Genomic DNA, 17808 nt, shown 5'->3' with positions numbered 1-17808 from the left:
GTTCACTCCATCAGATCATCGACCGAGATCACATCAGAAGACTCATCACGGTTGGTTGCAGGGTTCGTTTCAGGTCTGACCGACACAGGCGTTGCTGCATGCGACGGGACGACCTCATCGCCAAATAGGCTCATTTTAGCCGGTGCTGCGTGACGGCGGTCGGCCGTGTCAGTATGCCGTGTGAATAGTTCTTCCAGCTTCTCAAATTCTTTAGCCGTAGGAGAACTGGCAATCATGCCGCGCAGCTTCTTCTTCCTGTGCGATAAGGCATCAATATCAACGACGGCTTGGTCGTGTGCAGCTTGCTCGACAGGGTCAATTGGATCGCGTTGAGCTAACCACTCTTCAAGATCAATGTGATCTTTGCCGATCCATCGCTCATCGGCGGCCGTGACAGTCATCCACGTATCGCCGTGAAGCTTAACTTCGATTGCGCCAATATCTCCACGCCAATAGGCGAATTCGACAAACCCCAGCCGCTTCTTTAAAGCAACCTTTTCGAATGCTTTGGTCTGATAGTTAATGTGCATGGCGAGTAGGCCGTGCGGGCCAGCCTTGCGGGTCAGACGAGTCCCGAAAACCAAGCGCATTTCTCTGCTAGAAAGTTCCTTGAGTTTGCAATCACCAATTGCCCTGCGCCACGCTGTTTGAGGCGTGGTATGATTGAGCCCGGGATGCGGTGTCGTATGATACATATCAACAATCCAGCGAACGAGTAATGGAAGGAATTCGTCCAGCGTAACCGTCGCACGCGCTTCAGCGTCGTTATCGCCTTTTGCAACGACATCGGAGAAAGTGCGGCCACTCAGGCGATGCAACAAAGTTTTATGTAACGTCTGAAAGATCCGTTCAATGAACGGTCGGAGCCACGGCAAACCTGCCGGCGCTCCCATATTTGTAATTCCAAGAGAGGACAAAACAGAATACGCATCATCTGCGGTATACTTAGATCCACGATCCATACAAATTTCTTCTGGTTTTCCAAATTGCTCCCAAGAAAATTCACAACCTGCCGCATCTGATAGCGGCTTTTTGTTGGTGTAAATCATTTCGACAGTATCGCGCAAAGTATGGCGGGCCCCTTCAGGCACCATTTGCATGGCTACAATGCAGCGGGTATGAACATCAATTGCAGCTGATATGGTGACGCGCTTTGGTCCGCCGTCCAGGCCCCACTGAAGCTTCTGCCATGGCAGCAGATTTTCAAGAATTCCGCTATCGCGAAATAGCACCATTAGGTCTACAGTATATTCATCAGTCTCAACCCTCTCAAGAGCCCGACTGGTCGTAACACCGACGCCGACACCATGCATATTCTTATATGCGACCTTCAGACCACGCGTACGAATTGCGTGTTCGACCGGAGCCATTTCGTTAATAAGGCTCCAGACATACCGGTAGCCTGGAACTGCGAGAGGCGCATGCGGTGATATTTGCCGTGCCCGTCGCTTGTTCAGCAATCGGATGAAGGCCTGAACGCTGTTAACAATGCTTGAAATCGAGCAGCGCTCCTCATCCAAACGCCTGCCGACAATCTTCTCGCTGATCTTTCTTTCTTCTTCAGTGTAGCGCGAACCACTTCCGCAGCAGCGATAATTGTCGAAAAGCCCGCCTTCTCCACCAGACTTCCAACGCTGGTACCAATCGAAAATTTGCCGACCGCTTTCAGAATAACCGAGTTCACCCACAACAACTTTGGTCTTTGCCATTCCACGGGCCTGTGGCCGGCCAGAGCGATCTCTCGCCCACTTTTGGTCAAGTCGCTTAGCGTCGTGGGCAATTGCCTCAGCTTGCCTTTCAAAATCAGCGCGACGATCTCTCAAGTCGCCGCGCGCGATCATATCCTCCACCGAAACAGCAAACGCCTTCCGAAGAATCATTCTCCGAATTTCGTCTTGCGACCGGTCATGCCGCAAGACATCTTCACCAAGACTTACGCTGACGTTTGGGCGTCGAACCACGCGAAGAGTTCCAAACCGGTCTCCCTTTCGAACGTCTTCGTGCGACAACATACTGCAGTCAGACTCACGGACCTCACCGGTTTCGGGATCGATCCATTCATCCCAGAGGATCACATACCCCTCTTTTCTGATTTCCAATACCGAGCCCGGCCGCTCAGACATCGTGAAAGCGCAGTCTGTCTCCAATATATCATGCGTTCGGGGTAAATACGGAGCGGGCATTACGCTGCTTCCGCCACACGAATGTGAGTTGCACCGGTGATTTTCTCACCGTCCTCAGCAGCAAGAGCTTTGCTTCTGATGTGGCGCGCTATGCTGTGAAAGCCATCACCCCTCAATCCGATTTGGTCAAGAAAGGCGTTGATTGGTGTCGGAATTCTCAGCTTCTGAATATTTGCGGAAATGTGTTCATCGATACTGGCTTCTGTCGTCCGCGCAGCGTGGAATAGCTTCGCATTATGAAACTCGACCGGGCAGATATTTTGCTCTGTGACGATGCAGACCCTGTCTGCCACCGTCGGAACAGCTGCGTCTGCAATCAATTGCATTTTTGCTCTGAACTTCGCTGTGATGGCGATCTTTCTTGGTTTGACTGCCATAGCAATGCGCAATCCACCTGTCATCGTCATCCGAAAATCAAACCAGTGCGGGACAATCCGTCCCTTTAGGTTCCGATAGAAAACGGGATCGATCTGTTCCTCCAGATCAAAGAAACCAGGCTGGTACACGGCACAGAGTCCTGCCTTATACTCGAGCAAACTTTCAAATCCGACGACTTGGCTAACGCCATTTCGATCAAACACAAACTCCCCTACGAAATGCCCTTGAGAGGACTTGGGAATCTTGCGGCGTGCGCGGCTCGGGATCGGGTCCCGGTAGATATAGGTGTCGTCGTCAAGCATAAGCATGGCGTGCAAAATCCATCGTTGCCGCGCAGATTCATTGCGCGGATCGTGAGGCATGGTGGTTTCAGCCACCGTTAGAGTGTGATCCGGAAATTAAGGCGGTCCGGCACCGCTGCAATTTTGAGGTCACCCACGTGATCAGCTGCTTTTGAAGCGGCTTTCCTCGCTGAAGCCATTGCTTCGGCGAGATGAAAATCCTTTGCCTTTTCGACGCCTTTCGGCTATCGAAAACGTACGAAGTTTGGCTGGAATTCCGGTCACAGAAGCTCAGCCGTTTGACCCGGCTGGGCTTTTTTTTGGACCCTGTGTCTGTTTCATCGGCCTCCTTTCAGTCCAAATTTCTCTTGCGTATCAAGCCTTCCGATCCGCGCTGCCCTAAGCATCCGTTGAATCTAGGAAAAACACTAACGCCAATTTTGGTTTTCCACAGGAAATACGTGGATGAGTCAAGCAATTGTTTTTAAACGATTTTGTTAATACTTGCACCGTTGTGTTTTTCGCAACGCGGCAGAAGGCGAAAAAACTTGGCAGAGTTTAAGGTGTAGGTTCCTACTAACGAATCACTTCAATATCTGCCCAAAGACAAGTTTTCGATCCGCAGACTGCGCCATTACGGAATCCGGAAATCACACACAGATCGGTTGCCCGTGTTCACATCTTGAAAATCAATTAGTGCAAGAGACTGCGAGGCGGTTGGAGGGCAAGTTAGCAGTGAGCGACGCTCCCGAACACGACTGTCTCTAGGCTGAGAAGTTGACTGATCCCGTCAGGGTGCGTCTCAAGATGCTTGCCAATTTCGATGCCGCGATCGGCGCGTTTTGTGTGGGAAATCCCAACGCGGTGAGTACGGTGTTTGCACATCTCGAAACCACGCCCAGTCCGCACCGAGCGGGCCTAGACGCAGCACGCTTGGTGAGAGCGACCCTCTGCGTGATGAGCACCCCCTAAAACCCAGTGCGCAATTTACGCTGATATAATCGGCTGGCGGCAGGCGGTAACGGTCTCTGCAAGACCTGAAAGAGCAGCAGCTGTTGAATTGTTCGAGAAATTGACCCAGTTTTCTGAAACGTAGTGGCTCACCAGCTGTCATTAATTCTGGCGACTTCCCATCAAGCTATCATAAGCCAGAGGGGTCAACGCGAAATGAAAAGATGGGTCAATTTGACCCGGAAATCAACAGTGGAGGATCTGTTGCACGAACGCGGCATCGACATCAGCCATGAGATGGTTCGATTTTGGTGGAACAGATTTGGCCCGATGTTTGCAGCTAAGATCCGCCGCAGACGTGTTGACCGAATGCGGTCTGGCACACATTGGCAGTGGCATCTGGATGAGGTGTTCGTGAAGGTCAACGGCGAGACGCACTACCTCCGGCGGGCTGTGGATCACGAAGGGGAAGTCTTGGAAGGACTTCGTCGCGAAGCGCCGTGATCGCCCACATATCTTCGTCACCGACAAGCTACGTTCCTACGGCGCGGAGATGAAGGAGATCGGCAACGTAGTCAGACAGGAATCCGGACGCTCGCTAAACAATCGAGCCGAGAACTCACACCAGCCATTTAGACGAAGAGAGCAGGCCATGCTTCGCATTAGGCAGATGCGAACTTTACAGAAATTGTCGCCGTCCACGCCTCGGTCCACAACCATTTCAATCAACAGCGCCACCTCTATTGACGCAATTCCTTTAAGCTCAACCGCGCCGCCGTTCTGGACGCGTGGCGTCAACTTTTTCAACATAGGCTCCGACGTGTGGCGGCGAACTCAGACTGGATCGAATTAGTCTGACAGCACCCATCGCGCCCTTTGCCATGCAGCCATAGCATACCGTCTATGGTTAGGGATTTGGTGTTTGGCCCATATCTTTGGGTCAAGCAAAGACGCACAGTCAATACGAAAGGCCCACCATGAATACGCAACCACAATTCAAGACGCCCACCCAGGCCGAAGTTCAAAAGATCATCCATCGGGCGCATCGGATGCGCAGCGAATATTTTGCCAAGTCGATCAAGGCTGGGTTGTTCAACCTTCAAGGTGTTTTTGGTCACAAGAATCCTGTAGCCAAAGCAACTGCCTGACCCCTGGCTTCCGCAGATGCAGTGATCGCGGCTTGTCCGCGACCGATCGCTCTCAGGCTTAGTCCAAGCTGAGGGTACAGTGACGATCAGCGTACAAATCCAGAATGACCCAAACGCCATCATCGGCGATATTTGGTGGATCGAATTCCACCATTTGAAACGAAAGACCGAAAACATGACACTTCAGAACATTCTTACCGTCCATCCCTTCGAGGGATTCCACAATACGATCCAACAGTTTAGGGCTGACCACGCCGAGCGGCGCAGGGTAAGAGCCGTTTACGACAGGACATGGCGCGAGCTTTCGGCAATGTCCGGACGTGAACGAGCGGATATCGGTATCCACAGTTCCGACATTCCCCGGATCGCCTCCGAGGCCGCCGCAATGAGCCGCAAGACATCGTAGCTCCGCGACGGTTGCTGCGGCTGCCAAGCTGCACCACGCATGCCCGTTACCCGCCCGACCTGCTGGTCACATCGTTCTAACAGTACGCCGTCGCTGAACGTCCGCTATGAAAAATTCTGCGGCTGCTGCGCCGCGCCGCCGTGTGTCCGCTCACCGCCCCTCGTGGCGAATTTACCAAGCCTGTCATTTCCGGCCCATAGCGGACATCCAGTTGCCGATACAAAACTGCACCGCAGCCCGCTAAAGCCACTATTCGTGCATAGCCCGGTAGTGGGCCCGAAACGCCTTAAGCAGTGGAAACTTAGAAAAGATGCACAACCTGCTCTGCCACAAATTTGCAGTGGGGAGGCTCTGCATGGTTGTCGTAGCAGTCAAAAAATACGACATCTTTTATTGCCATTTTTCCGCCCTGCAAACTGCTTCCATTTCGTATGCAAAGGCCAAATTTGCAGTTTGTTGAGCAGTGTAGAGCTCATGCAGATGCACCCCCGTAGCGAGATCGCGCTTGAACGCTTCCTTCACGATAAACGCGCCATGTGTGCCCTGATTGTTCGCGCTCATGTCGGCGGCGGCGACCTCCAGCTGCCGAAGGCCCATCGTAACTTTCGCTAGATCGTGGATTGCCGTGCAATAGCGGTCGAGCAATTGTTCTTGGACTGAAGGGGAAGCCTCCGCAGAGGTGGCGTAAGCGAGCACAAGGATTGCCAAACTAGTGTAGCGTTTCATGTTCGGGCCCTCCGTTCAGTTGCTTACTGATTGCTCTTGTAGCACATTAACATGACATCGTTCTTGAACGTCTGGACGGCGTCGGCACGTCGGCCTTCGCTGGCATATTGCGGTTGCTCGTATGCTGCCAACACCATGGTTTGGAAAGCTGGATAAGCTGCGAAAATGCCCATAATTGTGCCGATGTCCACGCCAAGTTGTCGGTTGTCCATTATTTCTGCAGCAAACTGACCTAGCTGGTTACAGTCTGTCTGTGGTTTTTCCGGCTGGGGCTGCATCCACTGGCTGGAGACGGATGTGGCCGTCATTGTTAAAATGGCAATGGCAAGTGAAGTTGCGGTCAGTTTCAAGATTGCATCCCTAAGAAAAATTTCATCCTCTGATATAGTGGGCAATATTCAAGCTGGATATAGCTAAAGCGTATGGGTGAGTTAATCCCCCCCCCAACTTTGGCAGCGAGTCGTAGCCTGTCGATCCAGCGTGGCGCGGGGCGATTACCTACGGCGGCTGGGAAAGGGGTAGTGATAGAAATTTGACAAATAGCAAATGCCTTGCGTTTTGCCATTTGAAAATCGTTAATAGCGTCAGACACCCGAGTTTAAATTCTATATTCTTACGACATCTGCAAATGTAGCCGTCGGGAAAGTAAGTGTAGGTGGAAACGCGCATACCTAACAGGCGAACAACTTTGTTTGCCCCTAGGGGCAACACAAGATTTAGATGTGCTGACTAACATCGTCAAATATTTGATGTGAATAAATTGAGGAACATGCGTTTGTGTTCCGGAGCTTAATCGCTAGCAGTTCCCAATCAGCCCCTACTTGCGCGACGCTATAAAGAAAGTGCAGCAGTCAGCTGTGTGCTTTTTTGGAATTGAAAGATGAAACGACCCTATGCAGACACCGCACTTGCGGCCTACGTCTCTAAGCGCACCTTGCAATTGCGGCCGAAGTCACAGATCGAAATTGCGGGTGAGGCAGGTTTCGTGAACGCCAACGTTTTGTCGATGATTAAATCTGGCACGACGAAGCTTCCACTCGACCGCGTTCTGGCACTTGCGAATGCGCTAGAATGTGACCCAAAGCGCCTTTTCCTACTCGCATTCCAGCAGCGGGGCAACGAGACCGAGAAAACCGCGATTGCGGACATCTTTGGCACCGTCGTCACACGAAACGAAGTGATCTGGTTGGAGGAGTTGCGCGATGCTTCCGGTCGCATCGACCCGTCCCTCACGAGCCGCTCGCGCACCGCACTCCGGGGGATATTCTCGAAATGACAGAGCATGGTGATGGGATGTTCAAGCTGCCGAACCGCCGTCCTCTGACGGATACAGAATGGGAATGGGTCATGACGTTGCGCGCGATTACGGGTGGTCGGTTGCCACGCGTGACGTTCAATCTGACGCAAGAGTTGCAGCTACTGCTGAAGGAGGGTGTGCGGGCTGATCCTGAGCCACCGCGCGCCTGACATCACGTCCCGCTTTATCACTTCGGTGATTGGTGTGCAGGACGCCTTAGCAACTAGTTGAGGGAGGAATGGCTCGTCATTTGTGACGATGTCCTAGAAAGGGTGCCTATGCTGACGGGGATGCCTTGGGGTGCCGATGCATCGGGGTGAACAATTCTGCCTATCATCGTCAGGCCGTTTGAGGCATCTCGGCTGACAGTCGAGCCATCGTCGGGAACGGCCCACAGCTGCCGTTGGTGTGAAACACGTCTAACAACCGCTCACAGCGCGAAGCGGACGCGAGACGGACTTCCAATCAGGCCGCCAAAGCAGTCGCCGCGCGGTTCTGAAACCCGCAACGTCTGCTTTGAAAGGAAGTAACTAAATTGGACGGTGGTGACAGCAAACAAGGTTTCTGTTCATCAGGACATTGACCGAATGGCACGCCCGTCCTCGCGCCATTCGGGAAACCCGCCCTCAAGGCGCCGTGCATTGAAGCCATATTTGCGCAGGGCGGCGACGGCTTGGTGGGCATAAACACAGTAGGGTCCCCGGCAATAGGCCACGATCTCAGCGCGTGGATCGAGGGTCGCGATAATTCCTTCAATCTCAGTCACTGTCGCGTTGACCGCCCCCGGTATGTGGCCGACGGCGAATTCATCCGCGGGTCGGATGTCGAGTACGGTGACTGACCCCTCGGCCAATCGGGTTGCGAGTTGATCTCGGCTGATCGGTTCGGGCGCGTCTTCGCCGCCTGAGAGCCCACGCAGGATGCACCCTACCTGCGCCAGATTCCGTTCGGCGACGACGCGCATGAGGTCCATCAGTTCCAGCGTCTTCGCGTCGGTCAACCGGTAGATCACGGCCTTTCCGTCTCGGCGGCTGGTGACAAGGCCCGTGCGTCGCAGTTGCTGCAAATGCTGGGAGCAATTTGCGATGGTGAGGCCGGCCTTCTCAGCAAGTGCCTCTACGCCACGCTCGCCTTGCGCCATTTGTTCAAGGAGCATGAGACGTGCGGGTGCCGACAGGGCCCTCGCGACGAGGGCGTATTCGTCGAGAAGGGCCTTCTTTGGGCTGATTGACATGGGAGACCTCGGGAGATTATATCATTCAAGCAATAACTTGAATGATATCGATTCCATCGCGCATCGCAAGTCGGAAGTCCCAAACGAATGACCGAGACCATCCTTGCCGCTGGGCCAACGATCCGACTTGCCGCTTTCTTGGGCGTCCTGGCGACGATGGCACTGTGGGAGGTTACAGCCCCTCGGCGGCAAAGGGACATCCCGCGCGTGATCCGGTGGACGAACAACATTGCCCTTGTCGTTCTCGATACCGTGATCCTGCGCACGATGTTCCCGATCCTCGCGGTCGGACTTGCCGTCATGTCGGAGGAACGTGGATGGGGTTTCTTCAATAACATAGATGTGCCTGCCTCGGTCTCCATTGTCGTGTCGATGGTGATGCTCGACCTCGCGATCTACCTTCAACACGTCATGTTCCACGCGGTGCCGGGGCTTTGGCGGCTGCACCGGATGCACCACGCGGATCTCGACTTCGACGCGACGACGGGGCTGCGCTTTCATCCTGTGGAAATTCTCATCTCCATGGGGATCAAGTTGGCCGTAGTTGCCGCCCTTGGCCCGCCAGCCGTTGCCGTCCTGCTTTTCGAGGTGATCCTGAATGCCACCGCACTCTTTAACCACGCCAACATCAACCTGTCGCGTCCTGTCGATCGCGTGCTGCGCCTGTTCGTGGTGACACCCGACATGCACCGGGTTCACCATTCTGTCGACCCGCGCGAGACCAACTCGAACTACGGTTTCAATCTGCCATGGTGGGACCGATTGCTTGGCACATATGTCGCCCAACCCGCCAAGGGTCATGAAAAAATGAACATCGGGATCGAGCAGTTCCACACCCGCCGCGATCTCTGGCTGGACCGGATGCTGATCCAACCCTTGCGCGGCCCGCCATCGGGTCACGCGCTTGATTCACACTCAACAGCGAAAGAGCAGAAATGACCTACGCCCTCGGTATCCGCGAGAACCTGCGCCCGTTTCTTGAGCAGCTATTACAGGTATTCTTCGTAGGCCTGACTATCGGCCTGCAACGCACAGTGGTCCCTGCTCTGGCCGAAACGGAATTCGGCGTCGTTCAGGGCTCAATGACGACAATCTTTGCCTTTGTTGTCTCTTTCGGGATCGTGAAGGGCACGATGAACTTCGTTTCGGGCCGCCTATCCGAGCGGGTCGGGCGGCGGCGGGTTTTGATTTGGGGTTGGCTGGTCGCCCTGCCGATCCCGTTCTTGATCCTTTGGGCACCGTCCTGGGGCTGGATCGTGGCCGCAAACGTGCTTTTGGGCGTCAACCAAGGGTTCTGCTGGTCGATGACCGTCACCGCCAAGATGGACATCGTGAAGGGATCGCAGCGCGGGCTGGCCACCGGATTCAACGAATTCGCAGGCTATGGAGGCGTGGCGCTGGCAGCCCTCTCGACCGGCTATCTGGCCAGCTATTTCGATCCGCGTATGACCCTGTTTGCTTTTGGCCTTGTCGTGACCCTTATCGCCCTTGCGGCAGCGGTGCTGGCTTTTACCGAGACGCTTCCTTATGCCCGCGCCGAGGCCGCGCGACACAAGTCGGGCACGAGCAACGGACCGCACCCGCGTTACGTCGAAGGGTCCGAAAACCCGACCTCGGCCCAGATCTTTGCCTTGGTCACTTGGCGCAACCGCACTTTTATGGCGCTGGCGCAAGCGGGCAGTATCGAGAAATTCGTCGATGCGCTGATGTGGGCTCTGGTGCCGGTCTTCATGGTGGCGAAGGGGGCAAGCTTGATCGAGATCGGCTGGGTAACTGGCATCTACGGTCTCGTCTGGGGCGGTAGCCAACTGTGGACTGGACCACTGTCTGATGTTTTGGGGCGCAAGTGGCCTACTGTTGCAGGCTTTTTCATCTGTTCCGGTGGCGTCCTTGTGTTTCCGTTCCTCGCAACAACTTCGGGTTGGGCCGTTGCCGCCGCCATCATCGGGGTCGGCATGGCGCTGCTCTATCCAACCCTCATTGCAGCGATGGGTGACATCGCGCACCCCGCTTGGCGCGGTTCGGCACTGGGCGTTTACCGGTTCTGGCGTGACCTCGGTTATGCCATCGGGGCGCTTGCTATGGGATTGATCGCAGATGCCTCGGGTATGCTCGAGGCAGGGTTCTGGTTGACGAGTGCCGCAATGGCGCTGTCGGGGCTTTGGCTTGTCCTTAAAATGGACGAAACGCACCCTCGCCTCAATCCCGTCCCCGATCAGGAGCTTACAGATGCATGACTCGTTGACCCGCCGCCTTGGCGTCCTATCCACCTTGCTGGGCCTTTCGTCCCTTGCGCTTTTTACCGTATCGGTCTGGGGCTTTCGGGCAGGCGGCTGGCCTTGGCCCAAAGCCTATGACCTTGCCGGTTGGGGTGCTTGGACGGCGGGAGCCGGAGTCATCGTTGCGCTCGCCGCATTGCTGAGGTGGATGCTTTCGCGACGGGGCGGAGCCTTGGTTGCGCTACTTGGCCTGATCCTGTCGTTGCCAATTGCTGGTCTCGGAACTGTCTTCGAGATCGCCGCGCGAACGACACCACCAATCAACGACATCTCGACCGACATCGAAGATCCGCCGGTATTCTGGTTCACCGTGACACCGAGCGACTACCCGACACTGAATGTTGAACCGCAACTCGCCGCTTACCCGCATGTGCGGCCGCTGGAATTGCCGCTCTCTGTCGACGACGCATTCGAAACGGTGCGGGCCCTAGTCGAGGCGCGCGGCTGGGAGGTGCTCTCGGCCGATCCCGTCGAAGGCCAGCTCGAAGCCATCGCCCGGAGCCATATCTTCGGGTTTGAGGACGAAGTGGCGATCCGCGTCACCGAAACCGAAGTGGGCACCCGTCTCGACATGCGCTCGCGCTCGCGCCTTGGCCAGATCGACCGTGGCGCCAACGCCCGGCGTATCGAGGCTTTCTTTACAGACTTGAAACTGAAAACCGGTGAATGAGAACGAGAATAGAGGAGTAATTTGATGAAGGTATGCCACGTTCTTGCGGCGGCGACCGTCGCGCTCGGCATCCATATGGCACCCGCCCTGGCGCAAGACGCCGCCATAGAGGCGATGCAGGAATATATGATGTTCTCGGAATATGAATCCGGCATCATCCTGCCCCAACAGATCGATCAGTCCGTGTTCGAGTCGGCACTCTTCGTCGACACACGTGATCCGGGACAGTTTGAAGACGGAACGATTCTGGGTTCCGTCAACATCGAATGGCGCGAAGTGCTCGACCGGATCGATGAAATTCCAGAAGGTCGCATGACGATCCTATTCTGCAATACTGGGAGCTTGTCGGCCCAGGCGGCCTTTGCCCTGCGCGTAGCCGGTCGAGCGAACGTCGTTGTGATGCAAACCGGACTCATCGGTTGGCAACAGGACGCGGCATACAAGCCTTGAAGGAAACGTCCTGCTCGAAATCTCGGGCAGAACGAATTTACCTAAGCAGACAATGGTCGTGGGCGCACCCGGTTGCCCCCACCAGGCCGATACGACCCAACTATACCGTAGGAGCGCCGTGCCTTTGCAAAAGGCAGCTTCCTGCGCATTGCAGACATCGGAGCAGACCGCAGCGAACGGCAGCTCTCCGCCCTTGGTGTTGATGCTGGCTTTCAGGCTAATTCAATTTCGCGGTTGCAGCGAAAGTCGGAAAAGTCCGCTCAGCAGACCTCGGTGCAAGTTGCAGCGAAGGACCGCTTCCCGCCCCTCGTGTAGGTGGGGTCGCCTCGGTCGTTATCGGCTCATAGCTACCGATTGAAGGCCAGCTTCGCTACGGCCGATCGCGTCCAATTCCGGACCTTTGGTAAAATGGTCATCGCTGAGGCACCGCTTTTCCATAGCGGCATGTCGTAGCGCTTTGCAGAGTTATCCGGGGTGCGACGTCAGATCGCCCCGAGGTAATACCCGATGGCCTCCGCCAACTCCGTTTCCTCATAGCCAAAATGGGAGCGAACGACCTCTTCCAGCTTTCGGTAGGTGGTGGCCGCTTGAACGAAGTTCGCCTCTCCTGGATCGTCCGCCAGCGCGTCAGCGGCTCGACCGAGGCGGATTATCAATTCATGGACCACCTCGTGCTCTGAAAGCAGCTTGGCTACGACCTCTCGGAACTTACCTCCGCCAGCCGCCTCGATCCGGGGGAACATATCGGAGCCTTCGATGTCGTGGTGAAACTTGAGAACCTGGCACTCTCGCCCGCAGAGAGATCCGAACGCGCGAAAGTTCTCGGCCATATCGAGAGAAAGCACGATCTTCTTCAGATGTTCCGGGGGGGTATCCCTCGCTTCGATCCGCGCCAACACCGCACCGATCTGGGCCATCTCCATCAGATAGTGACGATGAATTGCCGCCAGCTGTCGACCTTGGCGACGGTGCATGTCTGTTGCCGCCGAAACCTTCGGCGCTTTAGGCCGTGAAGCCTCATCAATATTGAGGTCATGGAGCGATTGGGTTGAGAGGTCAGTCATGCTTGGTAAGAAAGCCTTTACCCACGCCGTGTCAAGAACGTCGTCTCGGCGGAAGAGGCAATCGCCGTAAGGTTGCAAACGATATCGGCCCAAACCAGACCTTCACGATATTGTAGAGCGCTGCGGCGCAGCTTCACCAGACCGGCCATTCGTGCATCTTGCAGCGTTATGTTGGCTCAAACATCGGTCAACGGACCTTTTTGCCGTTAACTGCAGACGCGCAAGCTCTGTCTAACTCGGTGCCGCATTCGGTCTATGGCGGAATGAAAACGGGTCCCAAGTGGCCTTACTGCTCAGGATCAACGAGCATCGGACACTCATCCACTTGCTGAAAGAATACAGCGCAAATTCAGGATCCCAGCCCAGTCTCCCCTTTGGCAAATCGAGGGGTTGGCTCGGCGGAATTGCCGACGTCCTGTCGTCAATGCTGTCTTTCATAGATTGATCCACACCGCGCCACCTTCGTGCGACCGAACGCCAGCAGAGATAAAGCGCATACCCGCCAGCCCGTCAGTCACCGTCGGCAACATCGTCGCTTGATCCGGTTTTGCCCCTTCGCGAAACCTCCGAACCATTCCCGCGGCCTCGGCGTAAAGCGTGGCAAAGGCCTCAAGATAGCCTTCCGGGTGACCTGCCGGCAAACGGGATGCTGTGGCCACCCCCTCACCGCCACGCCGCAAGCTCTGTGTGGGTTGGCCGAGGGGAGTAAACTCCAGATCGTCGGGGTGCTCCTGATCCCACATCAGGCCCCCGGCCTCGCCTACCACGCGGAGGCGCAGACCATTCTTCGTGCCAGGCGCCACTTGGCTTGCCCAGATAATGCCCTTGGCCCCGCCCTCGAACCGGAGCAGGAGTGCCGCATTGTCGTCAAGTGCTCGGCCAGGGACGAAAGCTGTCAGATCAGCCAGTAGGGCATGCGGCACAAGACCGGATACGAAGGTTGCAAGGTTGAAGGCATGGGTGCCGATATCTGCGATGCACCCGCCCGCTCCCGACTGCGCTGGGTCAGCGCGCCACGCAGCCTGCTTCTGACCCCCACGCTCGACCGGTTCAGCTAGCCAGTCTTGTAGATACTCTACCTGCACATGGCGCACGTGCCCGATACGGCCTGCCGCGACCAAGGCGCGCGCCTCGCGGACCATCGGGTAGCCGGTGTAAGTCTGGGTTAGAATGAAGGGTATGCCGGTCTCGGTCACCAAACGCACAAGCTGTTGATTTCGGGGTCGAATTGACCCATTTTTTCAATTGGCGTTGACCCCTCTGGCTTATGATAACCTTATGGGAAGTCGGCAGAATTAATGGCAGCTGGTGGGTCACGACGTTTCGGAAAACTGGGTCAATTTCTCGCACAATTCGACAGGTACGTAAAAATATGAAAAATTTATCGCGCCCTACGCTCCGTAGGGCGCTAAAAGTTCACATAAAGCCGATTATTTGCGGTCAGAACGCTAGTACGGTCAACGATCGACTTCTGACTAAGATTATCACCACCAAGCACCCGCAAAGAATTTTTCTCAGCTCAATTTGGTGCCAAGACGCCGCATTTAGGCGTGCCCGTCGAGCATCGCGACCTTAGCAGAAATCCTCACACCTTGCACTGCTTGACAAAAATCGTGCTCAGGCAACATCAGCCTGAAACGCTTGATGCTGGAGGGGTCTAATCGTATAGGTTGTAGCGTAAAATTAGGGGGCAACGTGACTATCATTAATAGAAGCGATATTTACGACAAAAATCTGAGTTTCCTTATTGGCTCAGGTGCATCAGTTGGAATTCTTCCCACACTCGAGTTAAAGATAAAGCAAAGCAGTAATTCTAAACCGCATACACTAGAGACTCTTGCCACTCTGTTCGAAGATGATGAAGACATAATGTGTCTTTTATTCTCTTACTACGTCGAGAACGTCATAGCCCCCGCCGCGAATTTTGATGTTGACTCACTGAAATCGCCGCAGAGAGCGGTTCTCATAAATTACATTAAGTTCTTGAAGTCCATTCTAGCTATATTAAACAAAAAGGGACAAACTAAAAGAGCTAACATTTTCACCACAAATTATGACGGGCTTATCGCACACTGCGCGGAAAGAATGTTGCAAAGTGGAAAATATGATTTCATTTTGAACGACGGCAGTATCGGATTTGTAAAGCGCACACTTCAAACGAGAAGCTTTAACAGATATGTAAAGGATCAAGGTACTTTTGATCAACACGAAATTAGCGTACCTCAGATCAACCTTATCCAGCCGCATGGTTCTGTCTATTGGTACAAAGATGGCGAAAATATCGAAGTTTCTTACGATCTAAATAAGTCCTCAAATCGAGCGACGAACGTTTCCACGTGGATGACATCTGATTTTGAAGATATAATATGTGATGAAACATTAGATGATAGCGATATTGACCCCGATGAATTTGTAGTGCCCGATAGTGATCGCAAAGCATTCTGGGACGATTACCGCGAACTGCCAATCGTCAACCCGACAAAATGGAAATTCCACGAAACAGTCTTCGAGGAACACTACTACCAATCGCTGCGAGCTTTAAGTTATGAACTTGAACGACCGAACTCGGTATTCATAATATTTGGTTTTTCCTTTGCAGATGAACATATTTTAAGCTTGGTAAAAAGATCGCTATCTAATCCAACGCTCAAAGTTTTCATTTGCTGCTACTCCGATTCAATAAAATCTTTCCTCGAATTTAAATTCAGTGGCTTTGATAACGTGCAGCTCATTCGAACAGTAGGCGCATTAAATTTCGACGCCTTTAACAATGATGTCTTTTCAGCAAATCCTCCACCTCCGACGAGTAGCGAAAAATGATTGAGATAGGTCAAGTAACTGCTGTGGTCGGAGTTGAAATAACGATCAAGGCCAACGACAATTCAAACCTTGAAACTCACTTTTACCATGGGCAGTCCTACAAGGGAGTATCAATTCGTGAATTTATTGCAATCGACCATGGCTTCCGAGAAGTAATATGCATTGTCGAGGGTGAAATTCTGGATGAAAGATGGAAGGAGGGAGAGGGGCCGAATTTTCAATATGTCAGGAAACTAAAGGCACGTCCCATCGGGTATTTTGAAGACGGGAAATTTCAAGACGGCATAAAATTTCTACCTAAAATTGGCGACCCAGCCAAACTGATGCCTGCGAAACAAGTGGAAAAAATATTTGAGAAGAAATCTTTAGATAGCTTTGTAATTGGGAGCCTACTTAAAGAGGACTTACCAATCTCTCTACCCTGGAGAGATATTTTCAATACTCATATTGGTATTTTTGGGAACACCGGTAGCGGTAAATCTAATACGCTTGCTAAATTATTTACCACGCTTTTCGATACTAAGATCGAAGGAATGATTAATAAGAGTAAGTTTATTTTTCTCGACTTCAACGGAGAGTATACGGGCGAACAACTTGCGCAAGAACAATTTAAAGAAGTTATAAAGTTGAGCACAAGGCGGTCTAAGGCTGACCGCTTCGCTATATCCAATCAAGAATTTTGGGATGCGGAAACTCTAGGAATTTTGTTTCAAGCTACAGCCAACACGCAAAAGCCATTTCTAAAGCGTGTTGTGTCAGGTCGCAACAGATTCAAAGAAATTGATAATTCTCTTGCAAGGTACCTCAGAGCAACCTTTGAACTAGTTCTTAAATCGAAATCTCCTAGCCTCGAAGCCCTAGAACAACTCAAGTATCTTGCGCGTTTTCTAGACGATGAAGGCGATTTGACAGAAGCACTTGATGGTGTTGGACTTAGGCGCGGTCCTGATGTCGACAGCTTCCATTATATAGAGAATGGAACATGGAAATTCCTAAGTCAGGAGGGCGAGTCCAAATTCTGCAAGAAGAGGTTTTTGGATTATGTGGATGATCTAGACGCCGGAACGTTAGATGGATTCGATGAGCTTCAAGTGCGCTCAAATCTGCAAATTATTCGTGACGTTTTAGGCGGCTCAGCACAATACGACCACATTCAACCCCTTCTTCGTAGAATGGAGGCCATAAAAGAGGATCTAAAAAAAGTTATTTCAGTAAGCGATGATCAAGCTGAGACTACTAAGCCATTGACTGTAATTTCTCTCAGAGAAGTTAAGCAAGAAATAAAAAAAATCATTCCTATACTTGTCGCAAAACAATATTTTGAACACCAAAAGGAAACAAGCACATCACCCCCTACCACTACAGTTCACCTAGTTATTGATGAAGCTCATAATATATTGTCGACACAATCCTCCCGAGAAGCTGAAAGTTGGAAAGACTATCGGTTAGAGCTTTTTGAGGAGATCATTAAGGAGGGCCGGAAATTTGGAGTTTTTCTTACACTTGCAAGTCAAAGGCCGTCGGATATATCTCCGACCATAGTTTCGCAAATCCACAACTATTTCATACATCGTCTCGTCAATGATCGAGACTTGGCATTACTTGACAGTACTATTTCAACACTTGATTCCGTTTCAAAATCCCAAATCCCTTCTTTACCTAAAGGAGCGTGTGTGGTGACGGGGACAACATTTGACATACCCATGTTGCTACAAATCGATAAACTAGAGGTCGACCGTGAGCCTGACAGCAGAGATGTCGATCTGACCGAGCTGTGGGGCGGCGTCGACGATATCATATAGACTTGACGAACAATGCGCCGCTAGTACGACAGCGACGGATCATTTTCTACATCTCGTTTGAATGCCCTGCTTGTGTGCCAATCGAAGGTTCCTGCACCACGCTAGGCTGGAGAGAATCC

At 53.1% G+C, this 17808-nt stretch carries 17 protein-coding genes and 1 pseudogene; 11 read left to right on the top strand and 7 right to left on the bottom strand.

The annotated features are described in order from the left end of the window. Positions 1-2 precede the first annotated feature (2 nt). Together KBW81_RS03055 and KBW81_RS03050 are read right to left on the bottom strand one after the other, a co-directional pair. The gene (locus tag KBW81_RS03055) at positions 3-2099 is read right to left on the bottom strand and encodes a hypothetical protein (RefSeq protein WP_254248285.1); all 2097 of its coding nucleotides are present in this window, start codon (positions 2097-2099) and stop codon (positions 3-5) included. An 83-nt stretch (positions 2100-2182) separates the two neighbouring features. Next, positions 2183-2938 carry a hypothetical protein gene (locus KBW81_RS03050; RefSeq protein ID WP_254248284.1) on the bottom strand — a complete coding sequence of 252 codons (756 nt, stop codon included), beginning with the start codon at positions 2936-2938 and terminating at the stop codon, positions 2183-2185. Between the two features lie 1107 nt (positions 2939-4045). On the opposite strand from KBW81_RS03050, the pseudogene KBW81_RS03045 reads away from it, so the two are divergent. The 3 genes and pseudogenes from KBW81_RS03045 to KBW81_RS03035 all read left to right on the top strand — a co-directional run. Continuing rightward, positions 4046-4537 (top strand): annotated as a pseudogene (locus tag KBW81_RS03045) (IS6 family transposase); the annotation flags it as partial. A 233-nt stretch (positions 4538-4770) separates the two neighbouring features. Next, on the top strand, positions 4771-4941 hold the full coding sequence (locus KBW81_RS03040) for an RSP_7527 family protein (RefSeq protein ID WP_254248283.1): 171 nt from the start codon (positions 4771-4773) through the stop codon (positions 4939-4941). Between the two features lie 79 nt (positions 4942-5020). Further along, on the top strand, positions 5021-5347 hold the full coding sequence (locus KBW81_RS03035; RefSeq protein WP_254248282.1) for a DUF1127 domain-containing protein: 327 nt from the start codon (positions 5021-5023) through the stop codon (positions 5345-5347). Positions 5348-5737: 390 nt separating this feature from the next. On the opposite strand, the gene KBW81_RS03030 is transcribed toward KBW81_RS03035, so the two are convergent. Next, positions 5738-6073 carry a hypothetical protein gene (locus tag KBW81_RS03030; RefSeq protein ID WP_254248281.1) on the bottom strand — a complete coding sequence of 112 codons (336 nt, stop codon included), beginning with the start codon at positions 6071-6073 and terminating at the stop codon, positions 5738-5740. Positions 6074-6096: 23 nt separating this feature from the next. Next, on the bottom strand, positions 6097-6423 hold the full coding sequence (locus KBW81_RS03025; RefSeq protein WP_254248280.1) for a hypothetical protein: 327 nt from the start codon (positions 6421-6423) through the stop codon (positions 6097-6099). 530 nt (positions 6424-6953) lie between these two features. On the opposite strand from KBW81_RS03025, the gene KBW81_RS03020 reads away from it, so the two are divergent. Together KBW81_RS03020 and KBW81_RS03015 are read left to right on the top strand one after the other, a co-directional pair. Next, positions 6954-7349: an XRE family transcriptional regulator gene (locus KBW81_RS03020; RefSeq protein WP_254248279.1), complete on the top strand. Its 396-nt coding sequence runs from the start codon at positions 6954-6956 to the stop codon at positions 7347-7349. Further along, entirely contained in the window at positions 7346-7540 is a 195-nt protein-coding gene (locus KBW81_RS03015) for a hypothetical protein (RefSeq protein ID WP_254248278.1), read from the top strand. The genes KBW81_RS03020 and KBW81_RS03015 overlap by 4 nt, the downstream gene beginning before the upstream one ends. A gap of 401 nt (positions 7541-7941) precedes the next feature. On the opposite strand, the gene KBW81_RS03010 is transcribed toward KBW81_RS03015, so the two are convergent. Continuing rightward, entirely contained in the window at positions 7942-8604 is a 663-nt protein-coding gene (locus KBW81_RS03010) for an ArsR/SmtB family transcription factor (protein WP_254248277.1), read from the bottom strand. An 87-nt stretch (positions 8605-8691) separates the two neighbouring features. On the opposite strand from KBW81_RS03010, the gene KBW81_RS03005 reads away from it, so the two are divergent. Genes KBW81_RS03005 through KBW81_RS02990 form a run of 4 tightly spaced genes read left to right on the top strand, consistent with a single transcriptional unit; the run spans position 8692 to position 12003 of the window. Next, entirely contained in the window at positions 8692-9543 is an 852-nt protein-coding gene (locus KBW81_RS03005; RefSeq protein ID WP_254248276.1) for a sterol desaturase family protein, read from the top strand. After that, positions 9540-10841 carry an MFS transporter gene (locus KBW81_RS03000; protein WP_254248275.1) on the top strand — a complete coding sequence of 434 codons (1302 nt, stop codon included), beginning with the start codon at positions 9540-9542 and terminating at the stop codon, positions 10839-10841. Before KBW81_RS03005 ends, KBW81_RS03000 begins: the two co-directional genes overlap by 4 nt. Further along, a complete protein-coding gene (locus KBW81_RS02995; protein ID WP_254248274.1) occupies positions 10834-11553 on the top strand; it encodes a DUF1499 domain-containing protein in 720 nt (239 codons plus the stop codon). The genes KBW81_RS03000 and KBW81_RS02995 overlap by 8 nt, the downstream gene beginning before the upstream one ends. Before the next feature lie 24 nt (positions 11554-11577). Further along, entirely contained in the window at positions 11578-12003 is a 426-nt protein-coding gene (locus KBW81_RS02990) for a rhodanese-like domain-containing protein (protein WP_254248273.1), read from the top strand. Between the two features lie 482 nt (positions 12004-12485). Here KBW81_RS02990 and KBW81_RS02985 read toward each other — a convergent pair whose 3' ends face one another. Further along, positions 12486-13067: a hemerythrin domain-containing protein gene (locus tag KBW81_RS02985; RefSeq protein WP_254248272.1), complete on the bottom strand. Its 582-nt coding sequence runs from the start codon at positions 13065-13067 to the stop codon at positions 12486-12488. A 434-nt stretch (positions 13068-13501) separates the two neighbouring features. Next, the gene (locus tag KBW81_RS02980) at positions 13502-14263 is read right to left on the bottom strand and encodes a Gfo/Idh/MocA family protein (protein ID WP_254248271.1); all 762 of its coding nucleotides are present in this window, start codon (positions 14261-14263) and stop codon (positions 13502-13504) included. Between the two features lie 499 nt (positions 14264-14762). Here KBW81_RS02980 and KBW81_RS02975 point away from each other — a divergent pair, with 499 nt between their 5' ends. Both KBW81_RS02975 and KBW81_RS02970 read left to right on the top strand, forming a co-directional pair. Beyond that, positions 14763-15887, top strand: a complete 1125-nt coding sequence (locus tag KBW81_RS02975) for an SIR2 family protein (protein ID WP_254248270.1) — start codon at positions 14763-14765, stop codon at positions 15885-15887. Next, positions 15884-17689: an ATP-binding protein gene (locus KBW81_RS02970; RefSeq protein WP_254248269.1), complete on the top strand. Its 1806-nt coding sequence runs from the start codon at positions 15884-15886 to the stop codon at positions 17687-17689. Before KBW81_RS02975 ends, KBW81_RS02970 begins: the two co-directional genes overlap by 4 nt. Positions 17690-17808 lie beyond the last annotated feature (119 nt).

It is taken from the genome of Loktanella salsilacus, assembly GCF_024206795.1.
GTDB lineage: Bacteria > Pseudomonadota > Alphaproteobacteria > Rhodobacterales > Rhodobacteraceae > Loktanella > Loktanella salsilacus.
Note: the sequence above shows the minus strand (reverse complement) of the source record. Positions and strands in the feature narration are given on the sequence as shown.

Coding starts and splice junctions, on each gene's coding strand:
- KBW81_RS03040 (WP_254248283.1), top strand. CDS start 4,771: ATGAATACGCAACCACAATTCAAGACGCCCACCCAGGCCGAAGTTCAA.
- KBW81_RS03030 (WP_254248281.1), bottom strand. CDS start 6,073: ATGAAACGCTACACTAGTTTGGCAATCCTTGTGCTCGCTTACGCCACC.
- KBW81_RS03020 (WP_254248279.1), top strand. CDS start 6,954: ATGAAACGACCCTATGCAGACACCGCACTTGCGGCCTACGTCTCTAAG.
- KBW81_RS03015 (WP_254248278.1), top strand. CDS start 7,346: ATGACAGAGCATGGTGATGGGATGTTCAAGCTGCCGAACCGCCGTCCT.
- KBW81_RS03010 (WP_254248277.1), bottom strand. CDS start 8,604: ATGTCAATCAGCCCAAAGAAGGCCCTTCTCGACGAATACGCCCTCGTC.
- KBW81_RS03005 (WP_254248276.1), top strand. CDS start 8,692: ATGACCGAGACCATCCTTGCCGCTGGGCCAACGATCCGACTTGCCGCT.
- KBW81_RS03000 (WP_254248275.1), top strand. CDS start 9,540: ATGACCTACGCCCTCGGTATCCGCGAGAACCTGCGCCCGTTTCTTGAG.
- KBW81_RS02995 (WP_254248274.1), top strand. CDS start 10,834: ATGCATGACTCGTTGACCCGCCGCCTTGGCGTCCTATCCACCTTGCTG.
- KBW81_RS02990 (WP_254248273.1), top strand. CDS start 11,578: ATGAAGGTATGCCACGTTCTTGCGGCGGCGACCGTCGCGCTCGGCATC.
- KBW81_RS02985 (WP_254248272.1), bottom strand. CDS start 13,067: ATGACTGACCTCTCAACCCAATCGCTCCATGACCTCAATATTGATGAG.
- KBW81_RS02970 (WP_254248269.1), top strand. CDS start 15,884: ATGATTGAGATAGGTCAAGTAACTGCTGTGGTCGGAGTTGAAATAACG.